Consider the following 18,144-nt stretch of genomic DNA (forward strand, 5'->3'; position numbering starts at 1 on the left):
GGACGCGTCGCCCGCGCCGCGTCGCCCGCGCTCTCTTACGCCGCGCTGACGATGCCACTCCGTTCGTGCCGCCCCGCCTGCCTGCGCTGCCCAGCCCGCCCACGCCGCCCAGCCTGCTCCGCGCCGCTCCGCCCGCGCCATGCTGGCCGCGTCGCGCTGCTTGCTCCCCGCCGCGCTACCGCCCTGCTTGCTCCACGCCGCCCTGCCTGCACCACGCCGCGCCGCGCCGCGTGGGGGCGGGTGCGGTCGGCCTTGCGTTCGCGGCGCGGGTGGTCAGCGCACGCCGAGGCGCTTCAGCACGCTCGTCGTGATGCCCGCGGCGTCCAGGCCGTGGGCGCGCAGGATGCGGGCGCGGGAGTCGTGCGGCAGGAAGCGCGGGGGCAGGGCGAACGTCGCCACGCACGTCGGGCCGCCTGCCAGCGCCTGGCCCAGGCGGGCGCCCAGCGCGCCTGTCGAGGTGGTGTCCTCCACGGCCAGCACCAGGCGGAAACCGCTGCTGTACTTCACGAGGTGCGGGTCCAGCGGCGCGGTCCAGCGCGGGTCGACGACCGTGACACGGACGTCGTGTCCAGCCAACTCCTCCGCGGCTGCGAGGCACGGGCCGGCGAGCGGGCCGACCGCGACCAGCAGGACGTCGGCGTCCGGGGTCTCGTGCAGCACGTCGAAGTGGCCCACCCGCCGCACCGCGGGCACGTCGGGGCCGGCGGACGCCTTCGGGTAGCGCACGACCGTCGGGCCGTCGGAGACGTCGACCGCCTCGCGCAGCAACGCGGCCAGCGACGCCGGGTCCCGTGGTGCGGCCAGGCGCAGGCCCGGCACCACGGGCAGCACGGAGGCGTCCCACATGCCGTGGTGCGAGGCACCGTCCGGGCCCGTGACACCCGCGCGGTCGAGCACGAACGTCACCGGCAACCGGTGCAGCGCCACGTCCATCAGCAGCTGGTCGAAGGCGCGTGACAGGAACGTCGCGTAGACGGCCACCACCGGGTGCAGGCCGCCCATCGCCATGCCCGCCGCCGACGTCACGGCGTGCTGCTCGGCGATGCCGACGTCGAACACCCGGGAGGGGAAGCGCGCCGAGAACGGCCGCAGGCCGACGGGTTCGAGCATCGCCGCGGTCACGCACACCACGTCGGGCCGGTCGGCGCCGATCGCCACGATCTCGTCCGAGAACACGTCGGTCCACGTGCGCGCCGAGGTGGTACCGGCCGCGCCGACCGCGTGCATGCGGTCCGCCTCGTCGGCCTCGGCCGCGTCGTACCCCTTGCCCTTCACCGTCCTGCAGTGCACGACCACGGGACGGCCCAGCGACTTGGCCTCCCACAGGGCGTTCTCGACGGCGTGCACGTCGTGCCCGTCGACCTCGCCGAGGTAGGCCAGGCCCAGCGCCTCGAACAGGCAGCGCGCCGTGCCGTCGAGCAACGACGCCGCGAGCCCGCCGGCCGTCGGGTCGTAGGAACGGCCGTTGTCGTTCAGCAGCACCACGACCGGCCGCGACGACCCGCCGATGTTGTTCAGCGCCTCCCAGCACATGCCGCCGGTCAGCGCGCCGTCACCGACGACCGCCACCACCCGCCGGTCGACGCCGCCGAGCTCGAACGCCTTCGCCAGACCGTCCGCATAGGACAGTGCGGTGGAGGCGTGCGAGTTCTCGACGACGTCGTGCGCCGACTCGGCCGCGGACGGGTAGCCGGACAGGCCACCGGCCTGCCGCAGCGAGTCGAAGTCGGCGCGGCGACCGGTCAGCAGCTTGTGCACGTACGACTGGTGCCCGGTGTCGAACAGCACGACGTCGACCGGGGACGAGAACACCCGGTGCACCGCGATCGTCAGCTCCACCGCGCCCAGGTTCGGGCCGAGGTGCCCGCCGGTGCGGTGCACCTTGGCGATGAGGAACGACCGGATCTCCGCGGCCAGCCGCGCCAGCTCGGACGAGGACAGCGCCCGCACGTCCGCGGGCGAGATGATGTCAGCCAGCACGGCGCACCGCCAGCGGCAGTGTGAACGAGATCGTCTCGGTCGCCGTCGTGTGCGTGGACACCGACACCGTGCCCAGCGCCTCCAACGCCGCCACCACCTCGTCGACCAGCTCCGGTGGCGCCGACGCACCCGCTGACAGGCCCACCGTCGTCACGCCCTCCAGCCACGCCGGATCGATCTCCGAGGCGTCGTCGACCAGGTGCGCCGGGGTGCCGGTGCGGGCCGCGAGCTCCACCATCCGCACCGAGTTCGACGAGTTGCGCGACCCCACCACGAGCACGAGGTCGGACTGCGCGGCCACCTCCCGGATCGCGATCTGCCGGTTGGTGGTGGCATAGCAGATGTCGTCCGAACCGGGACCGCGCACGTGCGGGAACCGCCGCCGCAGCGCCGCGACCACCTCGGACGTCTCGTCGACCGCCAGCGTCGTCTGCGTCAGGTACGACACCGGCCCGGTGATCTCCAGCGCCTCGACGTCGGCGACGGTCTCCACGAGCACCATCCGGTCGGGCGCCTCGCCCAGCGTGCCCTCGACCTCCTCGTGCCCGGCGTGTCCGATGAGGACGATCGTGTCACCGCGGGCGGCGAACCGCCGCGCCTCCGCGTGCACCTTGGTCACCAGCGGGCAGGTCGCGTCCAGCACCTCCAGCGACCGCTCCGCGGCCTCGGCCCGCACGGCGGGGGAGACGCCGTGCGCGGAGAAGACGGCCGTGGCACCGGGCGGAACCTCCGACAGCTCCTCCACGAACACGGCGCCGCGGGCCTCCAGACCGCGCACCACGTGGACGTTGTGCACGATCTGCTTGCGCACGTAGATCGGGCCACCGCGCTGGTCGAGCAGTCGTTCCACGATCTCGACGGCCCGCTCCACCCCGGCGCAGAACGACCGGGGTGAGGCGAGCAGCACCGAACGCGGCGGGTGTTCCGTCATCGGGCGCCTTCCGGGGAAGAGGGGCGGTCAGTGGTCTCGGTGGGTGACCAGCTGGGCGAGCGTGCCGAGCTCCACGGCCGCCCGCGCGGCCGGCGAGGACTCGCCCAGGTGCAGCAACGCCCGCGTGTGCAGCTCGTCGGCCTGCTCCTGGCTCCACGCCCGCCCGCCGGCGGAGTCGACCAGCGAGGCCGCCAGCGCCAGCTCGGCCGCAGACAGCTCGCCCGCCCGGAAGTACAGCGCCGCCAGCTGCTCCGACGCGGGCGTGCCGGCCGTGAGCGCCCGCACCACCGGCAGCGACTTCTTGCGGCTGTGCAGGTCGGTGTGCGCGGCCTTGCCCGTCACCGCCGGGTCGCCCCAGATGCCGAGCAGGTCGTCCACGTGCTGGAACGCGAGCCCGAGCTGGGTGCCGTAGCCGCGCAGCGACTCGACCTGCCCGTCGGTCCCGCCGCCGTACAGCGCGCCCAGCGCGGTCGAGGCACCCAGCAACGCGCCGGTCTTGCCCAGCGCCATCGTGACCACCTCGGGCACCACCACGTCCGTGCGGTTCTCGAAGTCGAGGTCGTGCGCCTGCCCGTCGAGCAACGCGACGACCGCGTCGCCCAGCACCCGGATCGCCTCCAGCGCCCGCGGGTGCCCGGACGCCGCGAGGACGTCCACCGCGAGCGCCTGCAGCGCGTCACCGGCCAGGATCGCCGCGTTGACGCCGAACACGGTCCACGCCGTGGCGCGGTGGCGGCGGGTCTCGTCACCGTCCATCACGTCGTCGTGCAGCAGCGAGAAGTTGTGGATCAGCTCCACCGCCACCGCCGCCGGGATGGCGGCCGCCGCCTTGCCGCCGACGGCCTCGGCCGCCAGCAGCACCATCGCCGGCCGGATCGCCTTGCCGCTGTTCTCCAGCACCGGGTTGCCGTGCTCGTCGCGCCACCCGAAGTGGTACTCGGCGATCACGCGCATCGACTCGGGCAGCTGACTGACGGCCCTGCGCAGAGCCGGGGTCACCAGGCTCCGGCTCCACGCGAGCACCTCGCCCGCGGGGCGTCCCGCGGCGAGCCGTTCGGTGCTGTGGGAGGACATCTCCGCTGTCATCGCTAGAGACCGATCTCCACGTTCTCCAGCACGCCCAGCGCGTCCGGCACGAGAACGGCGGCCGAGTAGTAGGTCGACACCAGGTACTTGAGCATCGCGTGCTCGTCGACGCCCATGAACCGCACGTTCAGGCCGGGCTCGTACTCGTCGGGGATGCCGGTCTGGCGCAGGCCGACGACGCCCTGCTTCTCCTCGCCCAGGCGCATCGCGATGATCGACGTCGTGCCGTTCTTGCTGACCGGGATCTTGTCGCACGGCGCGATGGGCACGCCCCGCCACGTCTGCATCGGCTTGCCCTCCACCACGGCCGTCGGCGTGTAGAGGCCGCGCTCGGACAGCTGGCGGCCGAACGCCGCGATCGCCCTGGGGTGGGCCAGGATCAGCTTCGTGTTGCGGCGCCGGGAGATCAGCTCGTCCATGTCGTCCGGCGTGACCGGTCCCGACCTGGTGCTGAGCCGCTGCTTGAGGTCGGCGTTGTGCAGCAGGCCGAACTCGCGGTTGTTGATCAGCTCGTGCTCCTGCCGCTCCCGCAGGGCCTCGATGGTGAGCCGCAGCTGGTGCTCGACCTGGTCCATCGGCTGGCTGTAGAGGTCGGCGACGCGGGTGTGCACGCGCAGGACCGTCTGCGCCACCGACAGCTCGTACTCGCGCGGCCGCAGCTCGTAGTCGACGAACGTGCCGGGCAGCACCGGTTCGCCGTCGTGACCGGAGGCGATGTCGATCTCGGCCTCGCCGTGCTTGTTCTGCGGGTTCGTCGGGTGCGCGAGCTGCTGCTCGATGTGCGTGCGCAACGGCTCGACCTGCTGGTTGAGCTGGTTGAACACCGAGCGCGGCAGCTCGACCACGGTCGTGTGGGTGAGCGCGCGGGCGGTGAAGCTCCACGCCACCTCGGCACCGGACAGCACCTCGTTGTCACCGAAGTGCTCACCGTCGGCCACGGTGCCCAGCGCCACGTCGTCGCCGAACTTGCCGCGACCGGTCTTGGCGACCTTGCCGTGCGCGATGACGACGATGGTGTCCACCGGGGTGCCGCGCTCGGCGATCACCTCGCCCGGCTGGTACTCGCGCTGCTCGAACCGGCTCGCGAGGGCCACCAGCGAGTCCTCGTCCTCGAACCCGCGCAGCAGCGGGAACTCGGCCAGCTCCTGCGGCACCGGGCGCACCTCGGAACCGACGCTGGTGAACGTGACCCGGCCGTCGCCGATCGCGAACGTGAGCCGCCGGTTGACCCGGAAGGCACCACCCTTGGCCTCGACCCACGGCAGCAGTCGCAGCAGCCACCGCGGGGAGATGCCCTGCATCTGCGGCGCGGACTTGGTGGTCGACGAGAGGTTGCGGGCGGCTGCCCTGGAGAGGCTCAGCTGCTTGTCGTCGACCCCGAGACCCGGATCGGTAACAGTCACTGCGAGTCCTGCCAATCTTGTTCAGCGGGAGGAGGGATCAGCGGACCAGCACCGCGGCGGTGCCGAGTCCGGACGGCGCGTGGAACGACCGTCGGGTGGGGGTGGTGGTGGGGCGGTAGCGGCCGGAGCGCTGCGTCCACAGCAGCTCACCGGCCAGCCACGACCGCATGGCCTCGGCGTACCGGGACAGCCCGGCCGTCGCCTCGGCGTCGAGGTCGTACTCGGTGGCCAGGGCAGGCAGCTCGGCCATGATCGTGCCGATCTGCCGCAGCCGCGCCGAGATCAGGTCGCCCACGAGGTCCACGGCCTGCTGCAGCTCGCAGTCGAAGAACTGCCGCACCGCCAGCACCGCGCTGGTCGTGCTGCCGCCGGTGGCGTGCACGCGGTCGTGGTTGAAGAGGTCCATCCGCAGCGACGGGACGTCGCCGAACGAGTCGACCAGCGCCCTCATCGTGGAGTTGCGCAGCAGCTCCTCCGGCAGGTCGGCGCGGGCGGCCTTGCGCACGAGCCGGGCCGACAGCTCACCCATGATCGACCTGCGGCGCATCTCCACCAGGTCGACCGGGTCGGGAACACGGCCCTGCACGGTGTTGTGCAGCTCCCACAGCAGTGCGTCGAGGTAGTCGAGCAGCATCGCGCGGTCGGCCTCGTCGGGGGTGCCGCGGGACAGCAGGTCCGCGAGCCCCCTCTCGGCCGGGTTCACCGCCGGCACCGACGGGTCCGCGAGCACCGCCTTCAGCCGGGCGGCGAACGCCCGGCCGCCCGCGAGGTTGCGCGGCCGCAGGAAGCCGTCGAGGAACGCGTCGTCGACGTAGAAGCCCCAGACGCCCCAGTCGTTGACGTACCGCAGCTCCTCGGCCGGCAGCGCCGGGAACGCCAGCGGCGTGAAGCCGCCGTAGTCCGCGGCGTCGTAGAACGCCTCCGTCCACGGCGAGCCGGTGAACATGCCCATGTCCCGCGCCCACGCCCTGCTGTGCTGCCGGACGCGGTCCACGTGCGGCGAAAGCCGTGCCGCGTAGGGCATCTCGAACTCGGGAAGCTCAACCACGGGCCACCCCGAGCCACGCGCCGGACGTGCCCAGGCCGGTCGGCCCGCGCAGGATCGTGCGGAAGAACGCGCTGTTGCCCGCACCCGAGTCGGACTTGGTGTAGCGACCGGCGTGCAGGTGCCACTCGTGGCCCCCGGACTGCCAGTCCTGCAGCCCCTTCACGTACTTCAGCACGCGGGCCTGCTCGGACGGGTCGGTCCCGTGCTCGGCGAACAGCACCGGCAGCTCGGTGAACACGGTGTTCTCGAACTGGTGCAGGCGGGAGGTGAGCAGCTTGTTCACCGCCTCGACCGCCGTCTGCGTGTCGTGGCCGAAGAACTTCTCGAACACCAGCACACCGTTGGAGTTCTCGCCCTCGCGCAACACTTCCCGCTCGTAGGAGAAGATGTCGTTGCGCAGGTGGATCGCGTCGGAGAACGTGTCGGAGAGGACCCGCAGCGGGCGGGTGCCCGCGATGGACGCGGGCACCTCGGCAGCTTCGGAGACCTCCACCAGGTTCGCCGACCAGGGCGCGCCGCCGACCTTGCGGCGCATCTCGATGTACTCGATCGGGTTGGCGACCGTGCCGCTCTCGATGTTCTTGATCTCCCACATGCACTCGAGCAGCAGGTTGTGGGTGCTCGTGGTGAACCGGCGCCGCCAGTCCTGCGACATCAGCGGAATCGTCCGCTGCCACAGGTCGACGAGACCGCGCTCGGTCGGGTTCTGCGGCTCCGGCCACGGATCGGTGCCGTTGAGCGGCATGAACGCCGGCAGCCGGTCCAGGTAGGCCTTCGCCCCCGCCACGTCCTTGGTCTGCTTGAACTCCGCGAAGAACTCGTCGTCGAAGTAGAAGACCCAGACGTACCAGTCGGTGATGAGGTCGAGGACGTCCGCGGGGGCGTCGGGGTGGGTCCACGCGCACATGAACCCGTAGTCGTCGCCCGCGAGGACCTCCTCGGTCCACACCCCGGTGTCGAGCATCCCCATGTCCCGCGCCCACTGCGTGGAGTGGACGCGGGCCCGTTCGAGGTGCGGGTTCATCCGCGCCGGGTGCGGCACGTAGAACTCCGGCATGGTGAAGGAGGCCAAGACCTACCCCTCGCGACCGAGCTCGACGTGCTCCAGCACGCCGATCGCGTCCGGCACCATGATGGCGGCGGAGTAGTAGGCGCTGACCAGGTAGTTGATGATCGCCTGGTCGTTGATGCCCATGAACCGCACCGACAGGCCCGGCTGGTACTCGTCGGGGATGCCGGTCTGGTGCAGGCCGATGACGCCCTGGTTCTGCTCGCCGACGCGCATGAGCATCACCGACGACGTGCGGGTGTCCGAGATGGGGATCTTGTTGCACGGCAGCACCGGGATGCCGCGCCAGGCAGGCACCTGCTGGCCGTTGAAGTCGATGTGCTGCGGGTAGACGCCGCGCTTGTTGCACTCGCGGCCGAACGCGGCGATGGTGCGCGGGTGGGCCAGGAAGTACGAGGGATCCTTCCACACCACCGAGAGCAGGTCGTCGAAGTCGTCCGGGGTCGGCGGGCCGGTGCGGGTGTGGATGCGCTGCTTGAGGTCGGCGTTGTGCAGCAGGCCGAACGACCGGTTGTTGACGATCTCGTGTTCCTGGCGTTCGCGCAGGGCCTCGATCGTGAGCCGCAGCTGCTGCTCGACCTGGTCCATCGGGTGGTTGTAGAGGTCCGCGACGCGGGTGTGGACCTGCAGCACGGTCTGCGCGACGCTCAGCTCGTACTCGCGCGGCGAGAGCTCGTAGTCGACGAACGTGCCGGGCAGCACCGGCTCGCCGTCGTGGCCGGCCGCCATGTCGATCTCGGCCTCGCCGTGCTTGTTCTGCGGCTTGTTGCGGCTGTTGTAGGCCTGCTGGATGTGCGCGCGCAGGCCGCCGGCCTCACCGTTGAGGGCCTGGAAGTCCTCCCACGACAGGGTCAGGACGGTGACCGGGGTGACCGCCTTCGCGGTGTACTCCCACTCGCCCTGCGGCCCGGCGAGCACGGTCTCGCCGAAGTACTCGCCGTCGGCGAGGTTGCCCAGGACGGTCTGGCCGCCGTACTCGCCGGTGCCGACCTTGTCGACCTTGCCGTGCGCGATCAGCACGACCTGGTCCTTCGGGCGGCCCTGCTCGACGATGACGTCGCCGACGCGGTACTCGCGCTGCTGGAACCGACCGGCCAGCGCGGCCAGCACGGCGTCGTCGTCGAACCCGCGCAGCAGCGCGAGCTCCGCGCAGCTCCATCGGGATGACCCGGATCTCGGAGCCGGTGTTGGTGAACGAGACGCGGCCGTCGCCCAGCGTGTAGGTGAGGCGCCGGTTGACGCGGTAGGCGCCACCCGCCGCCTGCACCCAGGGCAGCACCTTGAGCAGCCAGCGGGAGGTGATTCCCTGCATCTGGGGTACGGACTTGGTGGTCGTGGCCAGATTACGAGCGGCGGCCGTACCCAAACTCAGCTGCTGACGGCCCTCATTGAGGTCAGAATCCGTCACAGTCACAACCTGCACCCACCTATCTCAATGCGCTGATGGACCAATCCGACAAAGGCCGGAATGGACGTTAGTTCTCGCGGATGAGAAGTGGGAAGCGGCCAAGAAGGCGACATTCGGGTGGGTGGTTTACGCCTATGGGTGCTACGCAGGGTACAACTTCTGCCGTACCGGCGATCGTGGTATCGGCAGAAGAGTGAAGAGGCTTGATTCTTCGGAGTTCCGAAGCTGTCACTCGTTTGGTCCTGTAAGACCACTCCATTGTGGTATTGGTGGACGGCAGTACCCTGCTATATGAAACCGCTTCGAATGCAATCGAAATCCACCCGAAGCGGTGTGCGTCAATGCCACTCCCGGGAACTCGTCGCACACTGCGGCGAAAACCCGGTTTTGGGCCGGACGTCATTCGTGCTATTGCGCTCCCGTGGCGTTCAGGAAAGCTTCCAGCTGGCTGACGACGAACGCGTGGTCCTCGGCCTGCGGCAGGCCGGACACGCCGACCGTGCCCACCGGCCCCGTGCCGCGGACGATCACGGGGAACACGCCGCCGTGCGCCGCGTACCGGTCGGGGTCGAGCCGTGACGCCGCCTCGAACGTCGTGCCCTTCTCCCGGAACGACGTGCCCACCTGGAACGAGCTGTGGCCGAACAGCTCGACCACGCGGGCCTTGCGCTCCAGCCACCGGTCGTTGTTCGGCGCGGTGCCGGGCAGGGAGGCGTGGAACAGGCGGTGCCCGCCACGGCACACCGAGATCGCAATGGGCAGGCCCTGCTCGCGAGCCGCCCTGAGCAGGTGCAGGCCCAGTTCGATCGCGGTGTCGTTGTCGAAGGAGCCGAACTGCAGCCGTTCTTCTTGCGCCAGAGCTCTTCGCTGGTCACAGGGTCACCACCCGGTTGTCGTGTGCGGACGTGAAAGCGGCCTCGATGACCTGCAGCGCGTGCACGGCCCCTGCCGGGTCGACCGGGATCCGCCCGGCCTGCAGCTCGCGGTAGAAGTGCTGGTAGGCGCCGTGTTCGAGGGGCACCTCGGTGGCGTCGCCGAGCACGCCGAGCCGGCCGGTGCGGGGCTCCGCGCCCCAGTCCGGGTCCGCCGGGCGGCCACCGGCGGCGAGCGCGTCCTCCTGCCCGTCCAGGCCGTCGACGACGAACGCGCCCTCGCTGCCCAGGACGCGGAACCTCGGCCCGTGGTGGGCGGCGTGCGCGTTGGCCCACAGGTGCGAGCGGACGCCGTTCTCGTGCGTCAGCGCCACGAACACGTCGTCGTCGACCCGCACGCCGGGGCGGCGCAGGTCGAGCTCGGCGTAGACGTGCCGGACCGGCCCGAACAGCTCCAGGGCCTGGTCGACGAGGTGGGCGCCGAGGTCGTAGAGCAGCCCGCCGGCCTCCTCCGGCGCACCCCGCTCGCGCCAGTTGTCCCAGACCTCGGGCACCCAGCGCTCGAAACGGGACTCGAACCGGCGGACCTCACCCAGCCGCCCGACGACCTCCCGGACGGTCAGGAAGTCGCTGTCCCAGCGGCGGTTCTGGAAGACCGTCAGCGGCACGCCCTTCGCGCGGGCCGCGTCGACCAGCTCCCGCGCCTCGCTGCTCGTGGGTGCGAACGGCTTGTCGACGACGACCGCGACGCCCTTCTCGACCGCCCGCCGCGCGTACTCCACGTGCGTCCGGTTCGGCGTCGCGACCACCACCAGGTCGAGGTCCATGGCGAACAGCTCGTCCGCGGTGACGATGCGCGCCCCGGGGTGGTCGGCGCGCACCTGCGCCTGCCGCTCCGGGTTCGCCGTCACGACCGCGGCGAGCTCCATGCCCTCGGTCGAGGTGATGAGCGGGGCGTGGAAGACGCGTCCCGCGATGCCGTACCCCAGCAGTCCTGCCCGTGTCATGGTCCCGATTAAAGCAACGCTGTTGCATAATTGCCAGGTGGACCTCGCCGCAGTGCGCTCGCACAACGACCGGACAGTGCTCGGGCTCGTGCGTTCAGGGGCTCTGAGCAGGGCCGACATCGCCGACCGCGCCGGGCTGACCCCGCAGGCGGTGTCGAAGATCGTGGCACGGCTCCTGGCGGCCGGCCTGCTGGAGGAGACCGGCACCGTGCGCGGCGGCGGTCGCGGCAAGCCCCGGACGTCGCTGCGGCTGCGCGCCGACGGTGCCTGCGCCTACGGCGCGTACGTCGACCGCGACGAGCTGCGGGTCGTGCGCCTCGACCTCACCGGCGCGCAGGTGTCGTCGTCGGTCGTGCCCCTCGCGCCGATGTTCGCGCCCGCGGACGTGCTGGACGCGCTCGCGCCGCTGGTCGAGCCGGGCGGGAACGTGCTGGGCCTGGGCATCGCCATCGCGGGCCCGCTCGACTTCCGCGACGGGGTGGTGTCCCCGAACGGGCTGCCCGGCTGGTCGGCGGTGCCGTTGCGGGTGCTGGCCGAGGAACGGCTGGGACTGCCCGTGGTGGTCGACAAGGACACGAACGCGGCCGTGCTCGCCGAGGCGTGGGCCCGGCCGTTGCGCGACGCGGCACTGGTGTTCGCCGGCACCGGCCTGGGCATGGGTCTGCTGCTCGGCGGCGAGGTGCACCGCGGCGCGCGGTCGGGGGCGGGCGAGTTCGGGCACACCACGATCCAGCTCGACGGCCCGCTGTGCGTGTGCGGGCGGCGCGGGTGCGTGGAGGCGGTGCACAACGCGGCGGTGTCCGGGACGGAGGCGGCACGGGTGCTCGCGGCCGCGGTGGTGAACCTGGTGCAGCTGCTGGACCTCGACCAGATCGTCCTCAGTGGACGGCGGGTCCTGGAGTCGCCGGAGCTGTACCTGCGGGCACTGGCCGGTGTGGACGTGAGCGTGTCGGCGCACGGCCCGGACCTCGTGCCCGTCGGCGCCGCGCTGCTCGTGCTGGGGGAGCTGTTCTGACGGAACCCTCACTGCTTTACTATGCTACTAGGAAAGCAGTAAGGGGCTCCCGTGTTCGTCTTCCGGCTCGACACCCACTCCGGCGTGCCGCCGTACCTGCAGCTCGTCCAGCAGGTGCGCCAGGCGGTGCTGCTGGGCTTCCTCCACCCCGGTGACCGCCTCCCGCTCATCCGCGAGGTGGTCGAGGACCTGGCCATCAACCCGAACACCGTCGCCAAGGCGTACCGGCAGATGGAGCAGGAGGACCTGGTCACCGGCCGGCCCGGCCAGGGCACGTTCGTCAACGAGCAGCAGTCGCCCGTGATGCCCGCCTCGACGTACACGTCGCTGCGCCGCGGCCTGGCGACCTGGCTGCGCCGTGCCTACGCGGCGGGCCTCGACGAGCAGGCGGTCACCGCGCTGCTCACCTCGGTGCACCAGCAGGTCAGGAACGAGGACGTGGCGTGACGGCGGCCGGGTTTGCGCTGCGCACCGACGGTGTCGGCAAGAGGTACCGGAAGGGCTGGGCGCTGCGCGACTGCACCCTGTCCCTGCCCGCGGGCGGCGTGATCGCCCTGGTCGGGCCGAACGGCGCGGGCAAGACCACGTTGCTGCGGCTGGTCGTCGGGTTGCTGGCGCCGAGCACCGGCACGGTGGAGGTCCTCGGCCACGACGTCACCGCCAGCACCCCGCACACCCTGTCCAGGATCGGGTTCCTGGCCCAGGACCACCCGCTGTACAAGCGGTTCACCGTCGCCGAGATGCTCCGCTTCGGCCGGACCTGCAACCTGCGGTTCGACCAGGGGCTGGCCGAACGCCGGCTGGCGGCGCTGGGCATCCCGCTCGACCGCAGGACCGGCACGCTCTCCGGCGGACAGCAGGCCCAGGTCGCGCTGGCACTGGCACTGGCGAAGCGGCCGGACCTGCTCGTGCTCGACGAGCCGGTGGCGAGCCTCGACCCGCTGGCCCGGCGCGAGTTCCTCCAAGTCCTCATGGGCGCGGTGGCCGAAGGAGGCGTGACCGTCCTGTTCTCGTCCCACGTCGTGCACGAGCTGGAACGCGTCTGCGACCACCTGGTCGTGCTCAACCAGGGCCGGGTCACGCTCACCGGCGACATCGACACCCTGCTCGCCGAGCACCGGCTGCTCGTCGGCCCGCGCACGGCCACCGACCTCGACCGGGCCGGCACCGTCGTGGAGGCCGTCCACAGCGACCGGCACACGACCCTGCTGGTCCGCGACGGCGGGCTCCCGGTCGCGCCGGGGTGGCAGGCCCGGCCGGTCGCGCTGGAGGACCTGGTGCTCGCGTACCTGAGCCGGCCGTCGGAGCCGGGTGCCGCGGTCACGCCGGTGGGGGCGTCATGACGTGGTTGCTCTGGCGTCAGCACCGGACCGAGGTCTGCGTCCTGGGCCTGCTCGTCGGCGCGTTCGGCATCGCCCTGCTCGTGCTCGGGATGCAGGCCCACGACCTGTTCCCCGGCGGTCCCGCCCGGTGCGAGGGGCAGGCCGGTGTCAGCGACGCCTGCACGGCCGCGTTCCGCCGGCTCGACGACGAGTACGGGTTCGTCGAGAACCTCCTGGCCGCCTTCTACCTGGTCCCCGTCGTCATCGGCGCGTTCCTCGGGGCGCCGCTGCTCGCGCGCGAGCTGGAGGACGGCACCTGGCAGCTCGCCTGGACGCAGGCCGTGCCGCGGATGCGCTGGCTCGCGGCCAAGCTCCTCGCACTGGCCGGCGTCACCGTCGCGCTCACCGGCCTGTTCACCGCGGTGCTCACGTGGTTCCGCCGGCCGTTCGACGCGTGGGAGGGGCGGTTCCAGTACGACGCCTTCGACCTGCAGGGGCTCGTCCCGGTGGCGTACGCGCTGTTCGCGTTCGGCGTGGCCACCGCCGCCGGTGCGGTCCTGCGGCGCAGCCTGCCCGCGTTCGGCGTCGCGTTCGGTGCGTTCCTCGCCGCCCGGATGTCGGTGGCGCTGCTGGCCCGTCCCGCGTACGCCACACCGCTCACCGCCACGAAACCGGTCCCCGTCGGCGGTTCCCAGGACCGGGCCGCACCCGGCTTCGCCGACTGGACGGTCGAGCGCGGCTACGCGGACGCCACCGGGCGCAGGCTGAGCTCCACCGAGTACCTCGCACTGGAGGACAGCGCCGACCGGGCCGGCACCAACCTCAACCAGTTCCTGCACGAGCGGGGCATCCAGCGGTTCGAGGTCTACCACCCGGCCGACCGGTTCTGGACGTTCCAGCTCATCGAGTCGGCCCTGTTCGCGACCGTCGCGGCGGTCCTGCTCGGCGTGGTGGTGTGGCGGGTGCGGCGCCGCCTGCTCTAGACCCCGCATCCCCCTTGCAGATGCCGGGGCAGGCAGGGAGGGGAGGAGCGCGGCGGTGCTTACCATTGGGGGCGTGGACGTCGAGCACGTCGTCGGGCTGCCGCACCCGCGGTTACGGCCGTTCGTGACGCGGTACTCCGGCTACCGGATGCGGACCGCGCCTGGCACCCACCGCGGCCTGCCCTCGCGGTCGCTCACGCTCGTCGTCACCCTGGACGGCACGGTCGACCTGCCGGAGGGCCGCTTCTCCGCGTTGTGCGGCGGGCTGCACGACGAGGCCGTGCTCATCACCCACGACGGGTTCCAGCACGGCGTGCAGTGCGACCTCACGCCACTGGGCGCACGGGCGTTGTTCGGGGTGCCCGCGGGGGAGCTGGCCGGGGTGTCCGTCGGGCTGGACGCGCTCGACGCGCCCGCCGGGGAGCTGCGCGAGCGCTTGCGGGCCGCACCGACGTGGCTGGACCGGTTCGCGCACCTGGACCGGGTGCTCGGCGGGCTGCTGCGGCCGGTGCGGCAGCAGGTGGAGGTGGCGTGGGCGTGGCAGCGGCTCGCCGACGGCGCCGGGGTAGGTGCCATCGCCGCGGAGGTCGGGTGGAGCCGCCAGCACCTCAGCGCCCGCTTCGCCGCCGAGTACGGGCTCACGCCGAAGGTCGCGAGCCGGGTGATGCGGTTCGAGCGGGCGAACCGGATGCTGCGCGGCGAACGCAGGCCCACGCTCACCGAGGTGGCCGCCGCCTGCGGGTACGCCGACCAGGCGCACCTCAACCGGGACTGGCGGGCGCTGTGCGGGGCCACGCCCACCGAGTGGATCACGGCCGAGCTTCCATTCGTCCAAGGCAGCGAGGGCCCGCACGTCGCAAGGTAGTCCCATGACGACACCCGCACCCACCTGCTGGCCCACGCTGACCTACCGGGACGCACCCGCCGCGATCCGGTTCCTGGTCGAGGGCTTCGGTTTCCGCGAACACCTCGTCGTGCCGGGGCCGGCCGACGGCGAGGTCGTGCACTGCGAGCTGGTCTGGCCCGAAGGCGGCGGCGTGATGCTCGGGTCCGCGCAGCGGTCCGCCGGCGAGCCAGGAGCGACCGCCGCCGGCCGCGCGTCCGTGTACGTGGTGACCGACCGCCCGGACGAGATCCACGCCCAGGCCTTGGCGCACGGCGCGACGGAGATCCGCGGGCTGCGCGACGAGGACTACGGGTCGCGCGGCTTCACCGTGGCTGATTCCGAGGGCAACCGCTGGAGCTTCGGCACCTATCGCGGCGCCTGACGCAACCCGCCGCACCGGTCGCGGAGTGTCCTGGGGGCAGCTCGGTGGACCAGACCGTGCTCCGGGCCTACCGCCTGCGGGACTGAATCGGGTGACTAGGCCGGACGGTCGCTGGAGTTGCGTCTCAAAGGCGTAACCGGGCGGTCGTTCGGTCGTTGTCCTCGCTGCGGCACCTGTCCGGGGCAGTGCACGGGACGATGAGGACGCGGGCGTCTCGCGCACGGGCAGGTGCCGCTGTATTCGGTGGCCGGCACCGGCCCGATGTGGTGGCATCTGCGGTCATGAGGTTCGAGGAGCTGGTCGCCGAGGGGGCGGCGGTACCGCTGGAGGGCTGGGACTTCTCCTGGTTCGACGGCCGTGCCACCGAGGAACGACCGCCGTGGGGCTACGCGGGGCTGATCGCCGAACGGCTGGCGCGGGTCGGGACCGCGCTGGACCTGCAGACCGGCGGGGGAGAGGTCACGGCGTCCGCGCCGGTCAAGCCGCCGGTGCTGGTGGCCACCGAGTCGTGGGCGCCGAACGCTGCCGTGGCCCGGCAGAACCTGCCCGGCGCCGCGGTGCTGCGGGTGCCGGACGAGGGGCCGTTGCCGTTCCGGGACGCCGCGTTCGACCTCGTCCTCAGCCGCCACCCGGTCGTGACGCCGTGGGCCGAGGTCGCGCGGGTCCTGCGGCCCGGTGGCACCTACCTGTCGCAGCAGATCGGGGCCGGCACGAACCGCGAGCTCACCGACTTCATGATGGGGCCGCAGCCGGTCAGTCAGGCGCGCAGCACCGAGAGCGCGCGGCGGGACGCCGAGGCCGCCGGGCTGGAGGTGCTGCGGCTCGAACCCGTGGCGCTGCGGGTGGCGTTCTTCGACGTCGGCGCGGTGGTGCACTTCCTGCGCAAGGTCCTGTGGACCGTTCCCGGCTTCACCGTCGAGGGGTACCGGGAACGGCTCAAGGCGATGCACGAGCACATCGAGGCGCACGGCGAGTTCGCGTGCACCTCGACGCGCTTCCTGGTAGAAGCCCGCCGGCCCTAGCGGGGCTGGCGCTCCCGGCGCACGGTCACGCGCTTGCCCTTGATCGTCGCGTCGCGCAGCTGCGTGATCACGTCGTTCGCGGCCTCGCCGGGCACCTCGACCAGCGAGAACCGGTCCGCGATCTCGATCGCGCCGATCTCGCGGCCCTTCAGGCCGGTCTCACCGGTGATCGCGCCCACGATGTCCTGCGGGCGGATGCCCGACGAGCGGCCGGCACCCAGGAACAGGCGGGTCATGCCCTCGGACGGGCCGCGGCGCTCCCGGCGGGGACCGGCGGGGGCACCGTCGCGGCGCGGGCGGTCCTCGCGCGGGCGGACCTCGGGGATCTCCTCCTCGTCCGCGGCGGCACCGGAGGCCTCGTGCGCGAGCTTCACGGCGGCGAGCGCGATCTCCATCACGTCGAACTCGTCGGCCAGCGTCTCGACCACGACGCGGAAGCGCGACAGGTCGTCCTCGAGCAGCGACTCGTGCAGCGACGAGCGGGTGAGCTCCAGCTGGCGGGCGCGCAGGTCGGCGACCGTCGGCACCTTCTCGACCGGGATCTTGGTCTTGGTGACCCGCTCGATCGTCTTCAGCATCGAGTTCTCGCGCGGCTCGACCAGCGTGATCGCCACGCCCTCGCGGCCCGCGCGGCCGACGCGGCCGATGCGGTGGGTGTAGGCCTCGGGCGCGGACGGCACGTTGTAGTTCACGACGTGCGTGAGCTGCTCGATGTCGAGACCGCGTGCGGCGACGTCCGTGGCCACCAGCAGGTCGGCCGTGCCGGAGCGCAGTCGCGCCATGACCCGGTCGCGCTGCTCCTGGCTGATGCCGCCGTGCAGCGACTCGGCGCGGTAGCCGCGGCCGTTCAGCGTCTCGGTGAGCTGGTCGACCTCGTCGCGCGTGCGGCAGAAGACGACGGCGGCGGTCGGCGACTCGACGTCCAGCACGCGGCCGAGCGCGGCCGGCTTGTGCTCGCGGCGCACCAGGTACGCGGTCTGGCGCACCCGCGGCGCCTCGCCCGGCTGGGTCTTCTCGCGCTCGATCTGGATCAGCTCGGGGCTGCGCAGGTGGCTCTTCGCCATGCGGTCGATGCGCGGCGGCATCGTCGCGGAGAACAGCACCGTCTGCCGGTCGGCCGGGGTCTCGGTGAGGATCGCGTCGATGTCCTCCGCGAAGCCCATGTCGAGCATCTCGTCGGCCTCGTCGAGGACCACGATCCGCAGCGCGTCGAGCTGCAGCGTGCCGCGTCCCAAGTGGTCGATGGCACGGCCGGGGGTGGCGACCACCACGTCGACACCGCGGGACAGCTCCCGCAGCTGCCGCCCGATCGGCTGGCCGCCGTAGATCGGCAGCACCCGCGTGCCCAGGTGCCGGCCGTAGCGGTGCACCGCCTCCGACACCTGCACCGCCAGCTCACGGGTCGGGGCGAGCACCAGCGCGAGCGGCTTGTCGCTCTTGCCGATCTGGTCGGCGATGCGTTCGAGCAGCGGCAACGCGAACGCCGCCGTCTTGCCGGTACCGGTGGCCGCCTGGCCGAGCAGGTCACGGCCCGCCAGCAACGGTGGGATGGCTTCGCTCTGGATCGGCGTCGGCTCCTCGTAGCCCAGCGTGGTGAGCGCGTTGAGGATGTCGGGCCGCAGCCCCAGGTCGGCGAAACCGTTGTCGGCGGTGGTCATGGCGCACATCTTCCCTTACCGGCGGTTGTCACACCCGACTAGGTCCGCTGGTCGGCGCCGGAGCGGGAAGTG

The 18,144-nt window shown here is 72.1% G+C and carries 15 protein-coding genes and 2 pseudogenes; 7 read left to right on the forward strand and 10 right to left on the reverse strand.

Annotation, left to right across the window (positions count from 1 at the left end):
• Positions 1 to 273 precede the first annotated feature (273 nt).
• From ACVDFE_RS19470 to ACVDFE_RS19510, 9 genes and pseudogenes are all read right to left on the reverse strand, one after another.
• On the reverse strand, positions 274 to 1,980 hold the full coding sequence (locus tag ACVDFE_RS19470) for a 1-deoxy-D-xylulose-5-phosphate synthase (protein ID WP_458431320.1): 1,707 nt from the start codon (positions 1,978 to 1,980) through the stop codon (positions 274 to 276).
• Positions 1,970 to 2,911 (reverse strand): 4-hydroxy-3-methylbut-2-enyl diphosphate reductase, encoded by a 942-nt coding sequence (locus ACVDFE_RS19475; protein ID WP_360396314.1) that lies wholly within the window; start codon positions 2,909 to 2,911, stop codon positions 1,970 to 1,972. Before ACVDFE_RS19475 ends, ACVDFE_RS19470 begins: the two co-directional genes overlap by 11 nt.
• Positions 2,912 to 2,938: 27 nt before the next feature.
• Positions 2,939 to 3,985, reverse strand: a complete 1,047-nt coding sequence (locus tag ACVDFE_RS19480; protein ID WP_458431321.1) for a family 2 encapsulin nanocompartment cargo protein polyprenyl transferase — start codon at positions 3,983 to 3,985, stop codon at positions 2,939 to 2,941.
• 14 nt (positions 3,986 to 3,999) lie between these two features.
• Positions 4,000 to 5,400, reverse strand: a complete 1,401-nt coding sequence (locus ACVDFE_RS19485) for a family 2B encapsulin nanocompartment shell protein (RefSeq protein ID WP_360396318.1) — start codon at positions 5,398 to 5,400, stop codon at positions 4,000 to 4,002.
• 37 nt (positions 5,401 to 5,437) lie between these two features.
• Positions 5,438 to 6,448, reverse strand: coding sequence for a terpene synthase family protein (locus ACVDFE_RS19490; protein WP_360396320.1), 1,011 nt, complete (start codon positions 6,446 to 6,448; stop codon positions 5,438 to 5,440).
• Between the two features lie 22 nt (positions 6,449 to 6,470).
• Positions 6,471 to 7,520 (reverse strand): annotated as a pseudogene (locus tag ACVDFE_RS19495) (terpene synthase family protein); the annotation flags it as partial.
• A 3-nt stretch (positions 7,521 to 7,523) separates the two neighbouring features.
• A pseudogene (locus ACVDFE_RS19500) lies at positions 7,524 to 8,931 on the reverse strand (family 2B encapsulin nanocompartment shell protein).
• Between the two features lie 402 nt (positions 8,932 to 9,333).
• A complete protein-coding gene (locus ACVDFE_RS19505; RefSeq protein ID WP_458434363.1) occupies positions 9,334 to 9,783 on the reverse strand; it encodes a heme-degrading domain-containing protein in 450 nt (149 codons plus the stop codon).
• 13 nt (positions 9,784 to 9,796) lie between these two features.
• Entirely contained in the window at positions 9,797 to 10,804 is a 1,008-nt protein-coding gene (locus ACVDFE_RS19510) for a Gfo/Idh/MocA family protein (RefSeq protein WP_458431322.1), read from the reverse strand.
• A 37-nt stretch (positions 10,805 to 10,841) separates the two neighbouring features.
• Between ACVDFE_RS19510 and ACVDFE_RS19515 the strand changes: the two genes are divergently transcribed.
• From ACVDFE_RS19515 to ACVDFE_RS19545, 7 genes are all read left to right on the forward strand, one after another.
• Positions 10,842 to 11,819 (forward strand): ROK family transcriptional regulator, encoded by a 978-nt coding sequence (locus ACVDFE_RS19515; RefSeq protein WP_458431323.1) that lies wholly within the window; start codon positions 10,842 to 10,844, stop codon positions 11,817 to 11,819.
• A 51-nt stretch (positions 11,820 to 11,870) separates the two neighbouring features.
• Positions 11,871 to 12,266, forward strand: a complete 396-nt coding sequence (locus ACVDFE_RS19520) for a GntR family transcriptional regulator (protein ID WP_458431324.1) — start codon at positions 11,871 to 11,873, stop codon at positions 12,264 to 12,266.
• Positions 12,263 to 13,162, forward strand: coding sequence for an ABC transporter ATP-binding protein (locus ACVDFE_RS19525; RefSeq protein WP_458431325.1), 900 nt, complete (start codon positions 12,263 to 12,265; stop codon positions 13,160 to 13,162). Before ACVDFE_RS19520 ends, ACVDFE_RS19525 begins: the two co-directional genes overlap by 4 nt.
• Entirely contained in the window at positions 13,159 to 14,124 is a 966-nt protein-coding gene (locus tag ACVDFE_RS19530) for an ABC transporter permease subunit (protein WP_458431327.1), read from the forward strand. The genes ACVDFE_RS19525 and ACVDFE_RS19530 overlap by 4 nt, the downstream gene beginning before the upstream one ends.
• Before the next feature lie 55 nt (positions 14,125 to 14,179).
• Positions 14,180 to 14,989: a helix-turn-helix domain-containing protein gene (locus tag ACVDFE_RS19535; protein WP_458431328.1), complete on the forward strand. Its 810-nt coding sequence runs from the start codon at positions 14,180 to 14,182 to the stop codon at positions 14,987 to 14,989.
• A gap of 4 nt (positions 14,990 to 14,993) precedes the next feature.
• Positions 14,994 to 15,392, forward strand: a complete 399-nt coding sequence (locus ACVDFE_RS19540; protein WP_360396340.1) for a VOC family protein — start codon at positions 14,994 to 14,996, stop codon at positions 15,390 to 15,392.
• A gap of 281 nt (positions 15,393 to 15,673) precedes the next feature.
• Positions 15,674 to 16,414, forward strand: a complete 741-nt coding sequence (locus ACVDFE_RS19545) for a class I SAM-dependent methyltransferase (protein WP_458431329.1) — start codon at positions 15,674 to 15,676, stop codon at positions 16,412 to 16,414.
• On the opposite strand, the gene ACVDFE_RS19550 is transcribed toward ACVDFE_RS19545, so the two are convergent.
• Positions 16,411 to 18,072, reverse strand: coding sequence for a DEAD/DEAH box helicase (locus ACVDFE_RS19550; RefSeq protein WP_360396346.1), 1,662 nt, complete (start codon positions 18,070 to 18,072; stop codon positions 16,411 to 16,413). The two genes, ACVDFE_RS19545 and ACVDFE_RS19550, sit on opposite strands and share 4 nt — an antisense overlap.
• Between the last annotated feature and the right edge of the window lie 72 nt (positions 18,073 to 18,144).

It is taken from the genome of Lentzea chajnantorensis, assembly GCF_054300775.1.

Bases quoted from the DNA above. Each gene is read 5' to 3' on its own strand.
- ACVDFE_RS19545 (WP_458431329.1), top strand. From the start codon at position 15,674: ATGAGGTTCGAGGAGCTGGTCGCCGAGGGGGCGGCGGTACCGCTGGAG.
- ACVDFE_RS19510 (WP_458431322.1), bottom strand. From the start codon at position 10,804: ATGACACGGGCAGGACTGCTGGGGTACGGCATCGCGGGACGCGTCTTC.
- ACVDFE_RS19550 (WP_360396346.1), bottom strand. From the start codon at position 18,072: ATGACCACCGCCGACAACGGTTTCGCCGACCTGGGGCTGCGGCCCGAC.
- ACVDFE_RS19480 (WP_458431321.1), bottom strand. From the start codon at position 3,985: ATGTCCTCCCACAGCACCGAACGGCTCGCCGCGGGACGCCCCGCGGGC.
- ACVDFE_RS19530 (WP_458431327.1), top strand. From the start codon at position 13,159: ATGACGTGGTTGCTCTGGCGTCAGCACCGGACCGAGGTCTGCGTCCTG.
- ACVDFE_RS19475 (WP_360396314.1), bottom strand. From the start codon at position 2,911: ATGACGGAACACCCGCCGCGTTCGGTGCTGCTCGCCTCACCCCGGTCG.
- ACVDFE_RS19540 (WP_360396340.1), top strand. From the start codon at position 14,994: ATGACGACACCCGCACCCACCTGCTGGCCCACGCTGACCTACCGGGAC.